This is a genomic window from Rhodobacter sp. NSM (assembly GCF_052244495.1).
In the GTDB taxonomy this organism is placed as follows: Bacteria; Pseudomonadota; Alphaproteobacteria; order Rhodobacterales; family Rhodobacteraceae; genus Cereibacter_A.
Genome location: NZ_JBQPXH010000003.1, coordinates 474,578 through 487,364, shown reverse-complemented (window position 1 = coordinate 487,364; position 12,787 = coordinate 474,578). Strand labels below are relative to the sequence as shown.

11 protein-coding genes are annotated in these 12,787 nt (G+C 66.6%); 7 read left to right on the top strand and 4 right to left on the bottom strand.

All coding sequences use genetic code 11. The annotated features are described in order from the left end of the window. Positions 1 to 296: 296 nt before the first annotated feature. Complete coding sequence (locus ACTVZP_RS09380; RefSeq protein WP_443211879.1) at positions 297 to 890, top strand: TetR/AcrR family transcriptional regulator; 594 nt, start codon at positions 297 to 299, stop codon at positions 888 to 890. 59 nt (positions 891 to 949) lie between these two features. On the opposite strand, the gene ACTVZP_RS09375 is transcribed toward ACTVZP_RS09380, so the two are convergent. From ACTVZP_RS09375 to ACTVZP_RS09365, 3 genes are read right to left on the bottom strand one after another with little or no spacing between them, the layout of a single operon-like run. Further along, complete coding sequence (locus tag ACTVZP_RS09375) at positions 950 to 1,564, bottom strand: TadE/TadG family type IV pilus assembly protein (protein WP_443211878.1); 615 nt, start codon at positions 1,562 to 1,564, stop codon at positions 950 to 952. A gap of 1 nt (position 1,565) precedes the next feature. Beyond that, on the bottom strand, positions 1,566 to 2,096 hold the full coding sequence (locus tag ACTVZP_RS09370) for a TadE/TadG family type IV pilus assembly protein (RefSeq protein ID WP_443211877.1): 531 nt from the start codon (positions 2,094 to 2,096) through the stop codon (positions 1,566 to 1,568). Beyond that, entirely contained in the window at positions 2,093 to 3,565 is a 1,473-nt protein-coding gene (locus ACTVZP_RS09365; RefSeq protein WP_443211876.1) for a pilus assembly protein TadG-related protein, read from the bottom strand. The genes ACTVZP_RS09370 and ACTVZP_RS09365 overlap by 4 nt, the downstream gene beginning before the upstream one ends. 317 nt (positions 3,566 to 3,882) lie before the next feature. Here ACTVZP_RS09365 and ACTVZP_RS09360 point away from each other — a divergent pair, with 317 nt between their 5' ends. The 4 genes from ACTVZP_RS09360 (at position 3,883) to ACTVZP_RS09345 (ending at position 9,956) form a co-directional block, all read left to right on the top strand. Next, positions 3,883 to 5,310: a Glu/Leu/Phe/Val family dehydrogenase gene (locus ACTVZP_RS09360; RefSeq protein ID WP_443211875.1), complete on the top strand. Its 1,428-nt coding sequence runs from the start codon at positions 3,883 to 3,885 to the stop codon at positions 5,308 to 5,310. Positions 5,311 to 5,521: 211 nt separating this feature from the next. Continuing rightward, positions 5,522 to 7,447: a DNA primase gene (dnaG, locus tag ACTVZP_RS09355; protein WP_443211874.1), complete on the top strand. Its 1,926-nt coding sequence runs from the start codon at positions 5,522 to 5,524 to the stop codon at positions 7,445 to 7,447. A 104-nt stretch (positions 7,448 to 7,551) separates the two neighbouring features. Further along, positions 7,552 to 9,564 (top strand): RNA polymerase sigma factor RpoD, encoded by a 2,013-nt coding sequence (gene rpoD / locus ACTVZP_RS09350; RefSeq protein WP_443211873.1) that lies wholly within the window; start codon positions 7,552 to 7,554, stop codon positions 9,562 to 9,564. A gap of 11 nt (positions 9,565 to 9,575) precedes the next feature. Then, positions 9,576 to 9,956, top strand: a complete 381-nt coding sequence (locus ACTVZP_RS09345) for a hypothetical protein (RefSeq protein ID WP_443211872.1) — start codon at positions 9,576 to 9,578, stop codon at positions 9,954 to 9,956. Positions 9,957 to 10,016: 60 nt separating this feature from the next. Here the strand turns inward: ACTVZP_RS09345 and yghX are convergent, their stop codons facing one another. Next, complete coding sequence (gene yghX, locus ACTVZP_RS09340) at positions 10,017 to 10,907, bottom strand: YghX family hydrolase (protein ID WP_443211871.1); 891 nt, start codon at positions 10,905 to 10,907, stop codon at positions 10,017 to 10,019. 298 nt (positions 10,908 to 11,205) lie between these two features. On the opposite strand from yghX, the gene nrdR reads away from it, so the two are divergent. Then, complete coding sequence (gene nrdR / locus ACTVZP_RS09335; RefSeq protein WP_002720557.1) at positions 11,206 to 11,673, top strand: transcriptional regulator NrdR; 468 nt, start codon at positions 11,206 to 11,208, stop codon at positions 11,671 to 11,673. Positions 11,674 to 11,687: 14 nt separating this feature from the next. Beyond that, positions 11,688 to 12,758, top strand: a complete 1,071-nt coding sequence (gene ribD / locus ACTVZP_RS09330; RefSeq protein ID WP_443211935.1) for a bifunctional diaminohydroxyphosphoribosylaminopyrimidine deaminase/5-amino-6-(5-phosphoribosylamino)uracil reductase RibD — start codon at positions 11,688 to 11,690, stop codon at positions 12,756 to 12,758. Positions 12,759 to 12,787: the final 29 nt, after the last annotated feature.

The following is a 12,787-nucleotide window of genomic DNA, read 5'->3' as shown; positions in this document are numbered from 1 at the left end:
GACCCCGCGGCGGCAAGGGCCGACGGATCGCCTGCGGCGTCGCGCATTCGGGGATGGCCCGGCACGGAGCGTCGAGCGGCCCGTCACGGCGACGGGTCCGCCGAATGATCCTGGGCTCGCACGACAGGGAGCCGCCGTCGCTCGCCCCCTTCGCGGCTGGCGGTGCCACGCGCCGGATCCTCGCCGCCCGGTTACGCGTCCGGCTGCTTGCGGTGCCGCGAACATGGCCAGGGAGAACGGGCGGCCTAGGCCAGTGGGCGCTTGAACTGAACCAGCGTTCAGATAATCCTGCCGTCATGGCACGCAAGGCAGGATCCCACGCCGAGACGACCGGCCCGCGCGTGCGCGCGGCGGCGCAGCGGCTGATTGCCCGCCACGGCTATGCCGCGGTCTCGATGCGCCAGATCGCGGCCGAGGTGGGAGTGCAGGCCGGCGCCCTCTATCTCTACACGCCGGACAAGCAGACGCTGCTGTTCGACCTGATGCGGATTCACATGGAGGAGTTGCTCGCCGCCTGCGCAGCTCTTCCTGCGCCTGCCGATCCCTGCGCGGCGCTCGAGCAGTTCGCGCGGTTCCACATCGGCTATCACATCGACCGTCCCGAAGCGGTCTTCATCGCCTACATGGAGCTGCGGAACCTGAGCCCAGAGAACTTCGCTGCCATCGAGGACCTGCGCCGGCGCTACGAGCAGCGTCTCGCGACCATCCTGGCCGAAGGCGTGGCGCAGGGCAGCTTTGCGCTGCCGGATGTGCGTCTGGCGACGCGCGCCGTCATCGCAATGCTCACCGGCGTCACGAACTGGTTTCGCGACATGGGGCCGTTGACGCGGGACGAGGTGGCGGCATGTTACGCCGACATGGCCCTGAGGGCGGTCGGCGCGGCGCGGTGAGGGATCTGCACCCTCGTCTTCCGGTCTCGGAGCAGCGGCCCGGCGTCAGCGCGCAGCCGTCACGAGACCGCGCCGCAATCCACGTATTCCTTGCAGACCTTGATGACGAAGCGGGGTCGTGTAACCACTGTCTCGTCGAACGTGATCTCGTCGAGGCCGATCGTGACGCCACTGAGCGTGAAGGGGCTGAAGACCGGCTGGTAATCGTAACTGGCTTCCACCACGATGACCGTCTCGAGATTCACGAGTGTCGGAAGGTGTGACTCGATCTTGCTGATCGTGCCCGTGTTCAGTGGCGGCAGGGCCACGTTATCCGACGAGTAGGACCACATCACGTAGTAGGCGCTCGTGGTCGGGTTCCAGCCGACGCTGGTGTAGCGGGCCACCGGATCGCCGCGGCCGCCGATCAGGTAGTCCATGAGGTCGAACATGCCGTCCAGCTCATCTTCGTTCACTTCGCCGGTGGAGCGGGAGAGGGCGTCGGAGACCACGAAGGCCGCCTTCTGCACCCGGTTCATCGTCGCGTAGGTCTGCCAGAAGGTATACATTCCCAGCCAGGCCCAAAGCAGGATGGGAAGAACGATCACGAACTCGGACAGCATCGTGCCGCTCTCGTTCGAGGCGAAGTGCCGGATGGCCGAGGCGCGCTTTGCAATCAGTGTCGGGCGGAACATGTCAGGGCTCGTTCACGAACGCGGAATACGCGACGACGTAGTATCCGCCTTTTCCATCCTTTGGCAGCCCGGCGGCAATTCCTGTCGAAGGGAACATCGCGTCGGCGGGCACGCAGGCGCGCACGACCATGATGTCGTTGGCTACGCCGTAGTCCGGCTCGAGGACCGGGGCGATCGGCTTGCTGCGGTCGACGCAGGTAATGGCATCCGTGGGAAAGTCCCAGATCGCGGTATCGACAAGCGTCAGTTCGATGCGGATCGCCGTCGCACAGTCCTGCATCATGGTCATCTGATCGCAGACGGCTGACTTGAGCTTGTCCAATGTGGGATCCTCGATGAGGCCCACGCGCAGGTCCCGTACCGCCATGTCCAGCGCGCGGTCAAAAAGGACCGAACGGGTCATGTACAGGCCGGATTCCATGGCCGCGAAGAAGATCGACATGATGATCGGGAACACCAGCACGAACTCGACCGAGGCGGTTCCGCCCTCGTCGAGCGCGTGGCGGCGCAACCATCTTGGCCATGCGGTCATTGCGTCAGCCGCAGTTGCTGGATGTTCCGCGCGATAACCGCGAAGGCGTCACTGATTTCCTTGTCCTTGACCTCGAAGAAGTTCGACGGCTTGGTCGCGCAGTATTTCATCGGCGCTGCCGCCGAAGAGTCGGTGTTGAAGGCGATGGTGTAAATGATCACGCCATTCGCCTTGGCGAGGTCGCACTGAGCCTTGAACCGCGCGATGTTGGTGGATGCGGATGTGGGCGTCGTACGATAGGAGGATTTCTGGTTCTGAAGCTCCACCTGCGAATTCAGAAGGACATGGTTGGTGCCGTCGACCGTGTCCGGATCGGATTTGCTGTTGCTTCCGTCGTAATACTCGTTGTCCTTCCTGTCGGAGTCGAAATCCCGCAGGGTGTCCGTATAGGTCGGGCGGACCTGCTCGGTAATCACACCGTCAGTCATGACGATCAGGTATTTCTGGACGTTGGCATCCGGCGTGTTCGGCCAGGCCATGGGGCGTCCGGCGAAGTCCGAGGGAATGGTGGGCAACGTGTCGAAGATGCTCTTCATGTCGGGGTTCAGCAGCAGAAGCCCGTACTTGATGCCCGACTGCGTGCCGGTGCCGTCGTGCAGCCGGATCGATTCAATGTAGGTGCTGAGAGCCGCCTCGTCGTTCTGAGCCACCTGGATCTCTGCTTTCGCGCCGGGGCACCAGCCCCAGTCCATCGTCGGCCAGTCGATCGTCCAGTTCATGAAGTGGGGAACTTGTGGCAGGTTCTTCGAGGGCAGCCCCGCCGAGGCATAGTCGGAAGAGTTGAGGTCGAGGCAGTAGGAGTTGGTGTGCGTGGTCGCGGCACCTCCGAAAGCCTCGTAGAGCTTCCTGCCCACGTTTACATGGCCGGCATACGGGACGACGTTGATCGAGGTGAATTTCTTCGCGTCTCCGGCCAGCACCGTGGCGAAGAACTCCTTGGCGGCGGTGCGCAGCTTGGTGATCTGCATGCCGTTGTTCCGCATCGAACCCGATATGTCGAGCACCAGCGAAATCTCGATGTTGCTGACCGCTTCCTCGGCCGTTGCTCCGGCCGGCGACGAGAGGGTGTCGACGTTCAGCATGTGCATGAAGTAGGTGTCCACGCCGGCCCGCGCATCGGCCCACACACGCTTCGAGTTCAGCGTCGGAGAGTCCGAGTAGGTCTCGCCCAGTCGCTCAGACATCCCGGCCTTGTCGAAGTAATCCTCGACGACCACCTTCGGTTCGCGCACCTGCTTGAGGCTCGCGGCCGCCAGCACCGCACGGTCAAGCGTCTGCTGGGTGCCGGAGCGCGTGTACTCGAAGCGCATCACGTCGATCGCGATGCCGCCGATCATGAGCATCAGGACGAACAGGAAGAGGCCGAACACGAGCATCGAGCCATCTTCGGCGCGCAGGAACCGCAAGCGCGTCTCCCGCCAGCCGACGAAGGGCAGTTTCGAGGAAGGGGAAGAGTGAAAATCGTCCATCAATGGCGTTCCTTGAAACGAGCCCCTTGCCTGCGGCGCGACAACATCCGAAAGCAGGGGACTGGCTCATCTAACGGATTGGTTGGGGCAGAATTGTGGCGTTTCGCAAGGGGCTTGCGGGAAATGCCCCGTGCCAGGAAACGATCGGCGGAAGCGGCTGCGGATTGTCGAGCCGGCGGCGCGATTCGGATCTGGCCGGAGGGGGTTGTCGGCAGTCCGCGAATCGACTCTCGCGGCGCGGAGGTGACGAGACCGCCCTTCCGGACTAGCTAAGGGCCGGGGGCGCAGTCCGCGCCCGTTGCCAGGAGGAGGCACCCATGCATCTCGCAGAGCCCAGTTTCCGCGAATCCGTCGATCTGATGTTCAACCGCGCCGTGGCGCTGATGGATCTCTCGCCGGGTCTCGAGGAGAAGATCCGGGTCTGCAACTCCACCTATACGGTGCGCTTCGGGGTCCGGCTGCGCGGCAAGATCTTCACCTTCACCGGATACCGCTCGGTTCATTCCGAGCATATGGAGCCGGTCAAGGGCGGGATCCGCTTCGCCCTGTCGGTGAGCCAGGACGAGGTCGAGGCGCTGGCGGCGCTGATGACCTACAAATGTGCGCTGGTCGAGACGCCCTTCGGCGGCTCGAAGGGCGGGCTCTGCCTGGACCCGCGGGAGTGGGACGAGCACGAGCTCGAGCAGATCACCCGGCGCTTCGCCTACGAGCTTGCAAAGCGCGACCTGATCCATCCGGCCCAGAACGTGCCGGCACCCGACATGGGCACCGGCGAGCGCGAGATGGCCTGGATCGCCGACCAGTATGCCCGGATGAACACGACCGACATCAACGCCCGTGCCTGCGTGACCGGCAAGCCGATCAACGCGGGCGGCATCCACGGACGTGTCGAGGCCACGGGCCGGGGCGTGCAATACGCGCTTCGCGAGTTCTTCCGTCACGGCGAGGACAAGGCGCGCGCGGAGCTGTCGGGCGATCTCGACGGAAAGCGCGTGATCGTGCAGGGCCTCGGCAACGTCGGCTATCACGCGGCGAAGTTCATCTCGGAGGAGGATGGCGCCAAGATCATCGGCGTGATCGAGCGCGACGGTGCACTGGTCAATCCCGACGGCATTCCGATCGAGGACCTTCACCACTGGATGTCCAAGACGGGCTCGATCCGGGGCTTCGCCCATGCCGACTACACCGAAGAGGGCGCGGCGCTGCTCGAAGAGGAATGCGACATCCTCATCCCCGCCGCGATGGAGGGCGTGATCACGCGCGAGAACGCCGCGCGGATCAAGGCGCCGCTGATCATCGAGGCCGCGAACGGGCCGATCACCTTCGGAGCCGACGAGATCCTGCGCCAGAAAGGAACGATCATCATCCCCGATCTCTATGCCAATGCGGGCGGGGTGACGGTCTCCTATTTCGAGTGGGTGAAGAACCTCAGCCATATCCGCTTCGGCCGGATGCAGCGCCGCGCCGAGGAGGCGCGGAGCCGTGCGCTGGTGGAGGAACTCGAGCGGCTCTCGGCCGACCAGGGGCTTGGATGGGAGCTGAAACCGGACTTCAAGCAGAAGTTCATGCAGGGCTCGGACGAGCTTGCCCTGGTGCGCTCGGGGCTCGATGACGCGATGCGCACCGCCTACCAGTCGATGCGCGAGGTGTGGCACGGCGGGGAGGGCGTCGAGGACCTGCGTGTCGCGGCCTATATCGTGGCGATCCGGAGGGTGGCGGCGACCTATCGGTCGAAGGGGCTCTAGGCGGCGGGCAGGCGGGGGCGCTGCCCCCGCACCCCCGGGATATTTCTGCGAGAATGAAGGGACGGGGCAGGGCAGGCAACCGTTCCGCCGATGCGCAAAGGGTGCCGGACGGCTGAGGCGACGCGCCCGGCGGATTCGCCGGTTCGGGGACGTGGCGCGCCGCTGCCATGGCCGCTGGACTCGGAGCCGGGCCGGCACGATAACCGGAAGCATGAGCCTGCCACCCGGATTCCTCGACGAGTTGCGCAACCGCGTCCCGCTCTCTCAGGTGGTCGGGCGGAAGGTGACGTGGGATCTGCGCAAGTCGAACCAGGGCAAGGGCGACTTCTGGGCGCCGTGCCCGTTCCACCAGGAGAAGTCGGCGAGCTTCCACGTCGACGATCGCAAGGGTTTCTACTACTGCTTCGGCTGCCATGCGAAGGGCGACGCGATCGCCTTCGTGAAGGACACCGAGAACGTGGGATTCATGGAGGCGGTCGAGATCCTCGCGCGCGAGGCCGGCATGCCGATGCCCGCACGCGATCCGAGGGCCGCCGAGAAGGCCGACCGGCGGAGCCAGCTTTCCGAAGTCATGGAAGAGGCGGTGAAGTTCTACCGCCTGCAGCTGCGCACTACAGCCGCCGCGGCGGCGCGCGACTATCTCGCCCGTCGCCGGCTCTCTCCCGAGGGGCAGGAGCGGTTCGGCGTGGGATTTGCCCCGGACGGGCGGCAGGCGCTGTATCAGGCGCTGACCGGGAAGGGTATTGCCGCCGATCTGCTTGTCGAGGCGGGGCTCTGCGCCCGACCCGAGGATGGCGGCGCACCCTACGACCGGTTTCGCGACCGCATCATCTTCCCGATCCGGGATGCGCGGGGCAGGGCGATCAGCCTCGGCGGGCGTGCGATGGATCCGGCGGCGCGGGCGAAATACCTCAACGGGCCGGAGACGCCGCTCTTCGACAAGGGGCGCAACCTCTACAACGTCGGGCCGGCCCGCGACGCCGCGGGCAAGGGCCAGCCGCTCGTGGTGGCCGAGGGCTACATGGACGTGATTGCCCTGTCCGAGGCGGGCTTCAAGGCGACGGTCGCGCCACTCGGCACGGCAATCACCGAGGACCAGCTCCGCCTCATGTGGCGCATTCATCCCGAGCCGGTGATCGCGCTCGATGGCGATGCGGCCGGGATACGGGCGGCGCTGCGGGTGGTGGACCTGGCCCTGCCGCTGCTCGAAGCCGGGCAGGGGCTGCGCTTCGCGGTCCTGCCGCCGGGGCTCGATCCAGACGACCTGATCCGGACCGAGGGCGCGGCGGCGATGCAGCGCGTGCTCGACGCGGCGCAGCCGATGGTGGGCCTTCTCTGGCGCCGCGAAACGGACGGGCATGTCTTTGACAGCCCCGAGCGGCGGGCGGCGCTCGACAAGAGGCTGCGCGCGGCCGTGCTGCGGATCGCGGATCCGATGATCCGCCGGCACTATGGCGACGAGCTGAACCGCCTGCGCATGGACCTGTTCGGGTCCGCCACGCCACGCCGCGCCTTCCATCGCGGCGGCAGGCGCGAACCGGCATCCGTCGCGCCGCATGCCTCGACCCGCGCCTCGCTTCTGGCGACCGCGGCGGGCGAGCGGATCGAGGAGGAGATGCGGCTGGCCGTAATCCTTGCCACCTGTGCGCTCCATCCTGCGCTGGTGCACGATTTCGAGACCGCGCTGGAGTCACTGGATCTCGTCGACCCGGATCACCAGATCCTTCGGCGGGCGCTGCTATCGACATCCGGAGAGCCCGAGGCGGTGCGGGCGGAGGTGCGAACGCTGGCGGGCGAGCCCCTTGAAAGGCTGCTCTCGCTGACCCATGTCCGGATCTGTCCGTCCGTGCGACACCCCGGCGATGTCGAGACGGCGCGCATGTGCCTGGCCGAGGAACTGGCCAAGCTCGAGGCGCGCCGGGGCGCACGACAGGAAATCGAGGACGCGGTCGAGGATCTGGCGGGGCTCGTGGACGAGGGCCTCACCTGGCGGCTGTCGCAGGCGGCCGAGGCGCGTCATCGTGCCGAGCGCGCCCGTCTTGACGACTCATCCGACCTTGGCGAAGACCGGGCGGCCCTTTCAAGGTCGTTGCAGGAAATGATCGACCGCCAGATCTGGGTAAAGAAAAGGGGCTGATGCGCTTCCCCCACCTGTGATTCGAGCTATTGATTCGCTATATCGTCCCGACGATTCGACTTTCGCTTCGGCAAGACCACCCTCCGCGCTTCTGAGGAGCATCCATGGCAGTCAAAGACACCGACGACGGCAAACCCGAGGATCAGGACGCCGAAACCTCGCTGGACATGAGCCAGGCCGCCGTCAAGAGGATGATCGCGGAGGCGCGCGAGCGGGGCTACATCACCTACGACCAGCTCAACGCCGTCCTGCCGCAGGATCAGGTCTCGTCTGAGCAGATCGAGGACGTGATGGCCATGCTCTCCGAGATGGGCATCAACGTCATCGAGAACGAGGAAGCCGAAGAGGGCGAGCCGGCCGGCGAACTGGTGGAGCAGGGCACCGGCTCGCGCGAGATCGCCATTGCCGGAACGCAGGGCGAGACGCTCGACCGCACCGACGACCCGGTGCGCATGTATCTGCGCGAGATGGGCTCGGTCGAGCTTCTCAGCCGCGAGGGCGAGATCGCCATCGCGAAGCGGATCGAGGCTGGCCGGAACACGATGATCGCGGGCCTGTGCGAGAGCCCGCTGACCTTTCAGGCCATCACGATCTGGCGCGACGAACTTCTGTCCGAAGACATCCTGCTGCGCGACGTGATCGACCTCGAGGCGACCTTCGGTCGCTCGCTTGACGGCGACGACGACCTGGATGGTCCCGAGATCGACGAGGTGGAAGTCGCTTCTGCCTCCGCCTCTGCCACCCAGCAGGCGCCGCGCCGCACCGCCTCTTCCGAGCCGGAGCTCGACGCTGACGGCAACCCGATCAGCCGGGTCGAGGAGGAGGACGAGGACGACGAGGCCTCGGCCATGTCGCTCGCCGCCATGGAGGCGGCGCTGAAGCCGCGCGTGCTCGAGACGCTCGAGCTGATCGCCCGCGACTACGGCAAGCTTGCCGAGATGCAGACGAAGCGCATGGCGGCCACGCTGAACGACAAGATCCGCTTCACGACCGAGGACGAGGCCGCCTATCAGAAGCTGCGCTCCGAGATCGTGCTGCTGGTGAACGAACTGCACCTGCACAACAACCGGATCGAGGCACTGATCGACCAGCTCTACGGGATCAACCGCAAGATCATGTCGATCAACTCGGCCATGGTGAAGCTGGCCGATGCGGCGCGGATCAACCGTCGCGAGTTCATCGAGGAATATCAGGGCTACGAGCTTGATCCGACCTGGGCCGAGCGGATGGCCGCCAAGTCGGGCCGCGGCTGGCAGACCCTGATGGAAAAGAGCCGCGACAAGGTCGAGGACCTGCGTGGCGACATGGCCCAGGTCGGCCAGTATGTCGGCGTGGACATCTCGGAGTTCCGCCGCATCGTGAACCAGGTCCAGAAGGGCGAGAAGGAAGCCCGGCAGGCCAAGAAGGAGATGGTCGAGGCCAACCTCCGCCTCGTGATCTCGATCGCCAAGAAATACACCAACCGCGGACTGCAGTTCCTTGACCTCATCCAGGAAGGCAACATCGGCCTGATGAAGGCGGTGGACAAGTTCGAATACCGCCGCGGCTACAAGTTCTCGACCTATGCGACGTGGTGGATCCGGCAGGCGATCACCCGCTCGATCGCCGACCAGGCGCGGACCATCCGCATCCCGGTCCACATGATCGAGACCATCAACAAGCTGGTCCGCACCGGCCGCCAGATGCTGCACGAGATCGGCCGCGAGCCGACCCCGGAGGAGCTGGCCGAAAAGCTGCAGATGCCGCTCGAGAAGGTCCGCAAGGTGATGAAGATCGCCAAGGAGCCGATCAGCCTCGAGACGCCGATCGGCGACGAGGAGGACAGCCAGCTCGGCGATTTCATCGAGGACAAGAACGCGATCCTGCCGCTCGACAGCGCCATTCAGGAGAACCTGAAGGAGACGACGACGCGGGTCCTCGCCAGCCTCACCCCGCGCGAGGAGCGGGTGCTGCGCATGCGCTTCGGCATCGGCATGAACACCGACCATACCCTCGAGGAAGTCGGCCAGCAGTTCAGCGTCACGCGCGAGCGCATCCGCCAGATCGAGGCCAAGGCGCTGCGCAAACTCAAGCATCCCAGCCGCAGCCGCAAGCTGCGGAGCTTCCTCGACCAGTAAGGAGCGGTCTCATGATCCGCCGTCTCGCCTTCGCAGCCCTTGCCGCAACGGCCCTCGCCGGACCGGCGTCCGCCTTCATTGCAAAGAACGGGGAGGTCGTGCAGCCCGCGGGCGACGGCACCTTCGTCGTGATGGGCAGCCCGGGGCAGGGACCCGGCGAAAGCTGGTGCGCCGCAGGCGACTACGTGATGTCGCAGGGCCTGCTGCCCACGACGCGGATCTGGCGCCTGAGCGAGCCGCCGCGGCGGCAGGCCGAGGGCGTGCGCTTCGGCCTCTCTTCGCAGGGTGCCGCGAGCAAGACCGGCCTCTTCATCATCGGCGCCAAGGACGCGTCGGTGAGTGCCATCCATGCCCGCGCACTCTGCCGGCAGGATCCGCCTCTCTTCGACTGACGCGCGAGACCTTTTGCGCGCAGGGCCGGCGGATCCGCCGGCCCTTTCGCGTTAGGGACCTCAGACGAGGTTTGTTCTGAAGAAGTCCACGGTTCGCTTCCACGCCAGCTCTGCCGCCTCCTGGTCATATCGGGGCGTGGTGTCGTTGTGGAAGCCATGGTTGACGCCGGGATAGATGTAGGCCTCGTAGCGGACGTTCGCCTCGTCGAGCGCGGCCCTGTAGGCTGGCCAGCCTGCATTGATGCGTTCATCAAGACCGGCGTAGTGGATGAGCAGGGGGCAGCGGATCCGGACCACGTCTCCGGCCTCGGGCTGTCGGCCGTAGAACGGCACCGCGCCGCCCAGGCCCGCAAAGGCCACCGCTGCCGCATTGGCCACGCCGCCGCCGTAACAGAAGCCGGTGATCCCGACGCGCCCGGTCGATCCCTCGTCGCCGGACATGAGATGATCCACGGCCGCGAAGAAGTCGTTCATCAGCTTCTCCGGATCCACTTGCCGCTGAAGTTCGCGACCCCGGTCGTCGTTGCCGGGGTAGCCGCCGACCGAGGTGAGGCCGTCGGGTGCGAAGGCGAGAAATCCCTCCTTGGCAAGCCTCCGTGCCACGTCCTCGATGTAGGGATTGAGGCCACGGTTCTCGTGGACGACCACCACGCCGGGCCATGGCCCGCTGCCCTCGGCCGGTTGCACTCGATAGGCGCGCACCTCGCCATGCCCCTCGGGCGAGGGATAGGTGACATAGGCGGCGGCGATCGCGGGATCGCCCTCCGGGACCTGCTGGGCCAGGGCGTAGTTCGGGCTCATCAGATCCAGCATGGCAGCGGCCGTCAGACCGCCGACCGTGTAGCTCGCCGCCCGGTCGAGGAACTCGCGCTTGGTGATCCGCCCGTGCGCGTAGTAGTCATAGAGCTCCAGCAGCCTGGGGTGGAAGTCCCTTGCCGTCATGCGGGTCATTGCTGTCTCTCCTCCCTCGGCTTCGGTGGCTCCGGCAGACGCACGGATCGCCCGCTCTCCAGAAGCGCCGACTGCCCTTTTCTGCCGACAGCCTAAGCGCGGATGCGGGATCGTCGGCTTCACGGATGCGTCATGAGTCCTCGCGGCCACAGCGGAAGCCCCTTATCTGGGGGGCGATGAATTCCGCTGTGCAACCCATCGGCCTCTGGCTATGGTCTTGTGGATTGCGAGAGGGGCACCCCCGGATCTGACGATCGTGGTGTCCCGCGTCGCGAAGCTGAGGCATGAGGGAGAGGCGATGCGCTGCCCGTTCTGCGGAAACATCGATACGCAAGTGAAAGACAGCCGCCCGGCCGAGGATCATGTCTCGATCCGCCGCCGCCGTTTCTGCCCGGCCTGCGGCGGCCGGTTCACCACCTACGAGCGGGTGCAGCTGCGCGACCTCGTCGTGATCAAGTCTTCGGGCAAGCGCGAGGATTTCGACCGGACGAAGCTGGAACGCTCGATCCGCATCGCCATGCAGAAGCGCCCCATCGAGCCCGAGCGGATCGACCAGATGATCTCGGGCATCGTGCGGCGGCTGGAAAGCCTCGGCGATACCGACATCCCCTCGAAGGTCATCGGCGAAATCGTGATGGAAAGCCTCGCAAGGATCGACACCGTGGCCTACGTCCGGTTCGCGAGCGTCTACAAGAACTTCCAGGCGGCGGACGATTTCGACAAGTTCGTGTCCGAACTGCGTCCCTCGGCACCCGCGGAAGAGTGACCGACGCCGACCATATGGCCCATGCGCTGCGCCTCGGCGCACGGGGCCTGGGGAGGACCTGGCCCAATCCCGCAGTTGGCTGCGTGGTCGTGAAGGCGGGCCGCGTCGTCGGCCGCGGCTGGACACGCCCCGGCGGCCGGCCCCATGCCGAACCGGTGGCCCTGGCCGCGGCCGGCACGGCGGCGCTTGGCGCTACGGCCTATGTCACGCTCGAGCCCTGCGCCCATCATGGCCGGACGCCGCCCTGTGCCGAGGCGCTGGTTGCGGCCGGCATCGCGCGGGTGGTGACCGCGACCGGCGACCCGGATCCGCGCGTCTCCGGCCGCGGCCATGCGCTGCTCCGGGCAGCTGGGATCCTCGTGACCGAGGGGGTGCTGGAGGCCGAGGCGCGTTCCGCCAACGCGGGCTTCCTCAAGCGCGTGACGCAGGGCCTGCCCTTCGTTACGCTGAAGCTCGCCTCGACCGTGGACGGCAGCATCGCCACGGCCTCGGGCGAGAGCCGATGGATCACCGGAACGCTCGCCCGGCGCGCCGCCCATGCGATGCGGATGCGGCACGATGCGGTGATGGTCGGCGTGGGAACCGCGCTGGCCGACGACCCGGACCTTTCGGTGCGCGACCTCGGGGCCCGGCACCAGCCGGTGCGGATCGTGGTGGACCGCCTCCTGCGTCATGCCCCCGACAGCCGCCTCGGTCGCACGGCGCGGCAGGTGCCCGTCTGGCTCTGCCATGGTGCGGATGCCCCCGAGCAGGCTCGCGAGGGCTGGCGGGCGGCAGGCGCCATCCTGCTCGAATGTGCAGCCGGGCCGGACGGCCTCGACGTGCGCTCGGTGATGCAGCGACTCGCCGCGGAAGGGCTGACGCGGATCTTCTGCGAAGGAGGGGCGCGGCTCGGTGCGGCGCTGGTGCGGGCCGGGCTCTGCGATGAACTGATCTCGTTCACCGCAGGCAAGCTGATTGGCGAGGAGGGGCGCGGCGCGATGGGGCCTCTGCGCCTGCTCCATCTGGCGGATGCCCCGGCTTTCGGGCTTGTTTCGGTCGAGACGGTCGGAGTGGACCTGCTCGCGCGTTGGCGACCGCTCTGACGCCGGTCGTCCGGCGAAAGCCGGAGGAC

Bases quoted from the DNA above. Each gene is read 5' to 3' on its own strand.
- ACTVZP_RS09380 (WP_443211879.1), top strand. From the start codon at position 297: ATGGCACGCAAGGCAGGATCCCACGCCGAGACGACCGGCCCGCGCGTG.
- ACTVZP_RS09375 (WP_443211878.1), bottom strand. From the start codon at position 1,564: ATGTTCCGCCCGACACTGATTGCAAAGCGCGCCTCGGCCATCCGGCAC.
- ACTVZP_RS09370 (WP_443211877.1), bottom strand. From the start codon at position 2,096: ATGACCGCATGGCCAAGATGGTTGCGCCGCCACGCGCTCGACGAGGGC.
- ACTVZP_RS09365 (WP_443211876.1), bottom strand. From the start codon at position 3,565: ATGGACGATTTTCACTCTTCCCCTTCCTCGAAACTGCCCTTCGTCGGC.
- ACTVZP_RS09360 (WP_443211875.1), top strand. From the start codon at position 3,883: ATGCATCTCGCAGAGCCCAGTTTCCGCGAATCCGTCGATCTGATGTTC.
- dnaG (WP_443211874.1), top strand. From the start codon at position 5,522: ATGAGCCTGCCACCCGGATTCCTCGACGAGTTGCGCAACCGCGTCCCG.
- rpoD (WP_443211873.1), top strand. From the start codon at position 7,552: ATGGCAGTCAAAGACACCGACGACGGCAAACCCGAGGATCAGGACGCC.
- ACTVZP_RS09345 (WP_443211872.1), top strand. From the start codon at position 9,576: ATGATCCGCCGTCTCGCCTTCGCAGCCCTTGCCGCAACGGCCCTCGCC.
- yghX (WP_443211871.1), bottom strand. From the start codon at position 10,907: ATGACCCGCATGACGGCAAGGGACTTCCACCCCAGGCTGCTGGAGCTC.
- nrdR (WP_002720557.1), top strand. From the start codon at position 11,206: ATGCGCTGCCCGTTCTGCGGAAACATCGATACGCAAGTGAAAGACAGC.
- ribD (WP_443211935.1), top strand. From the start codon at position 11,688: ATGGCCCATGCGCTGCGCCTCGGCGCACGGGGCCTGGGGAGGACCTGG.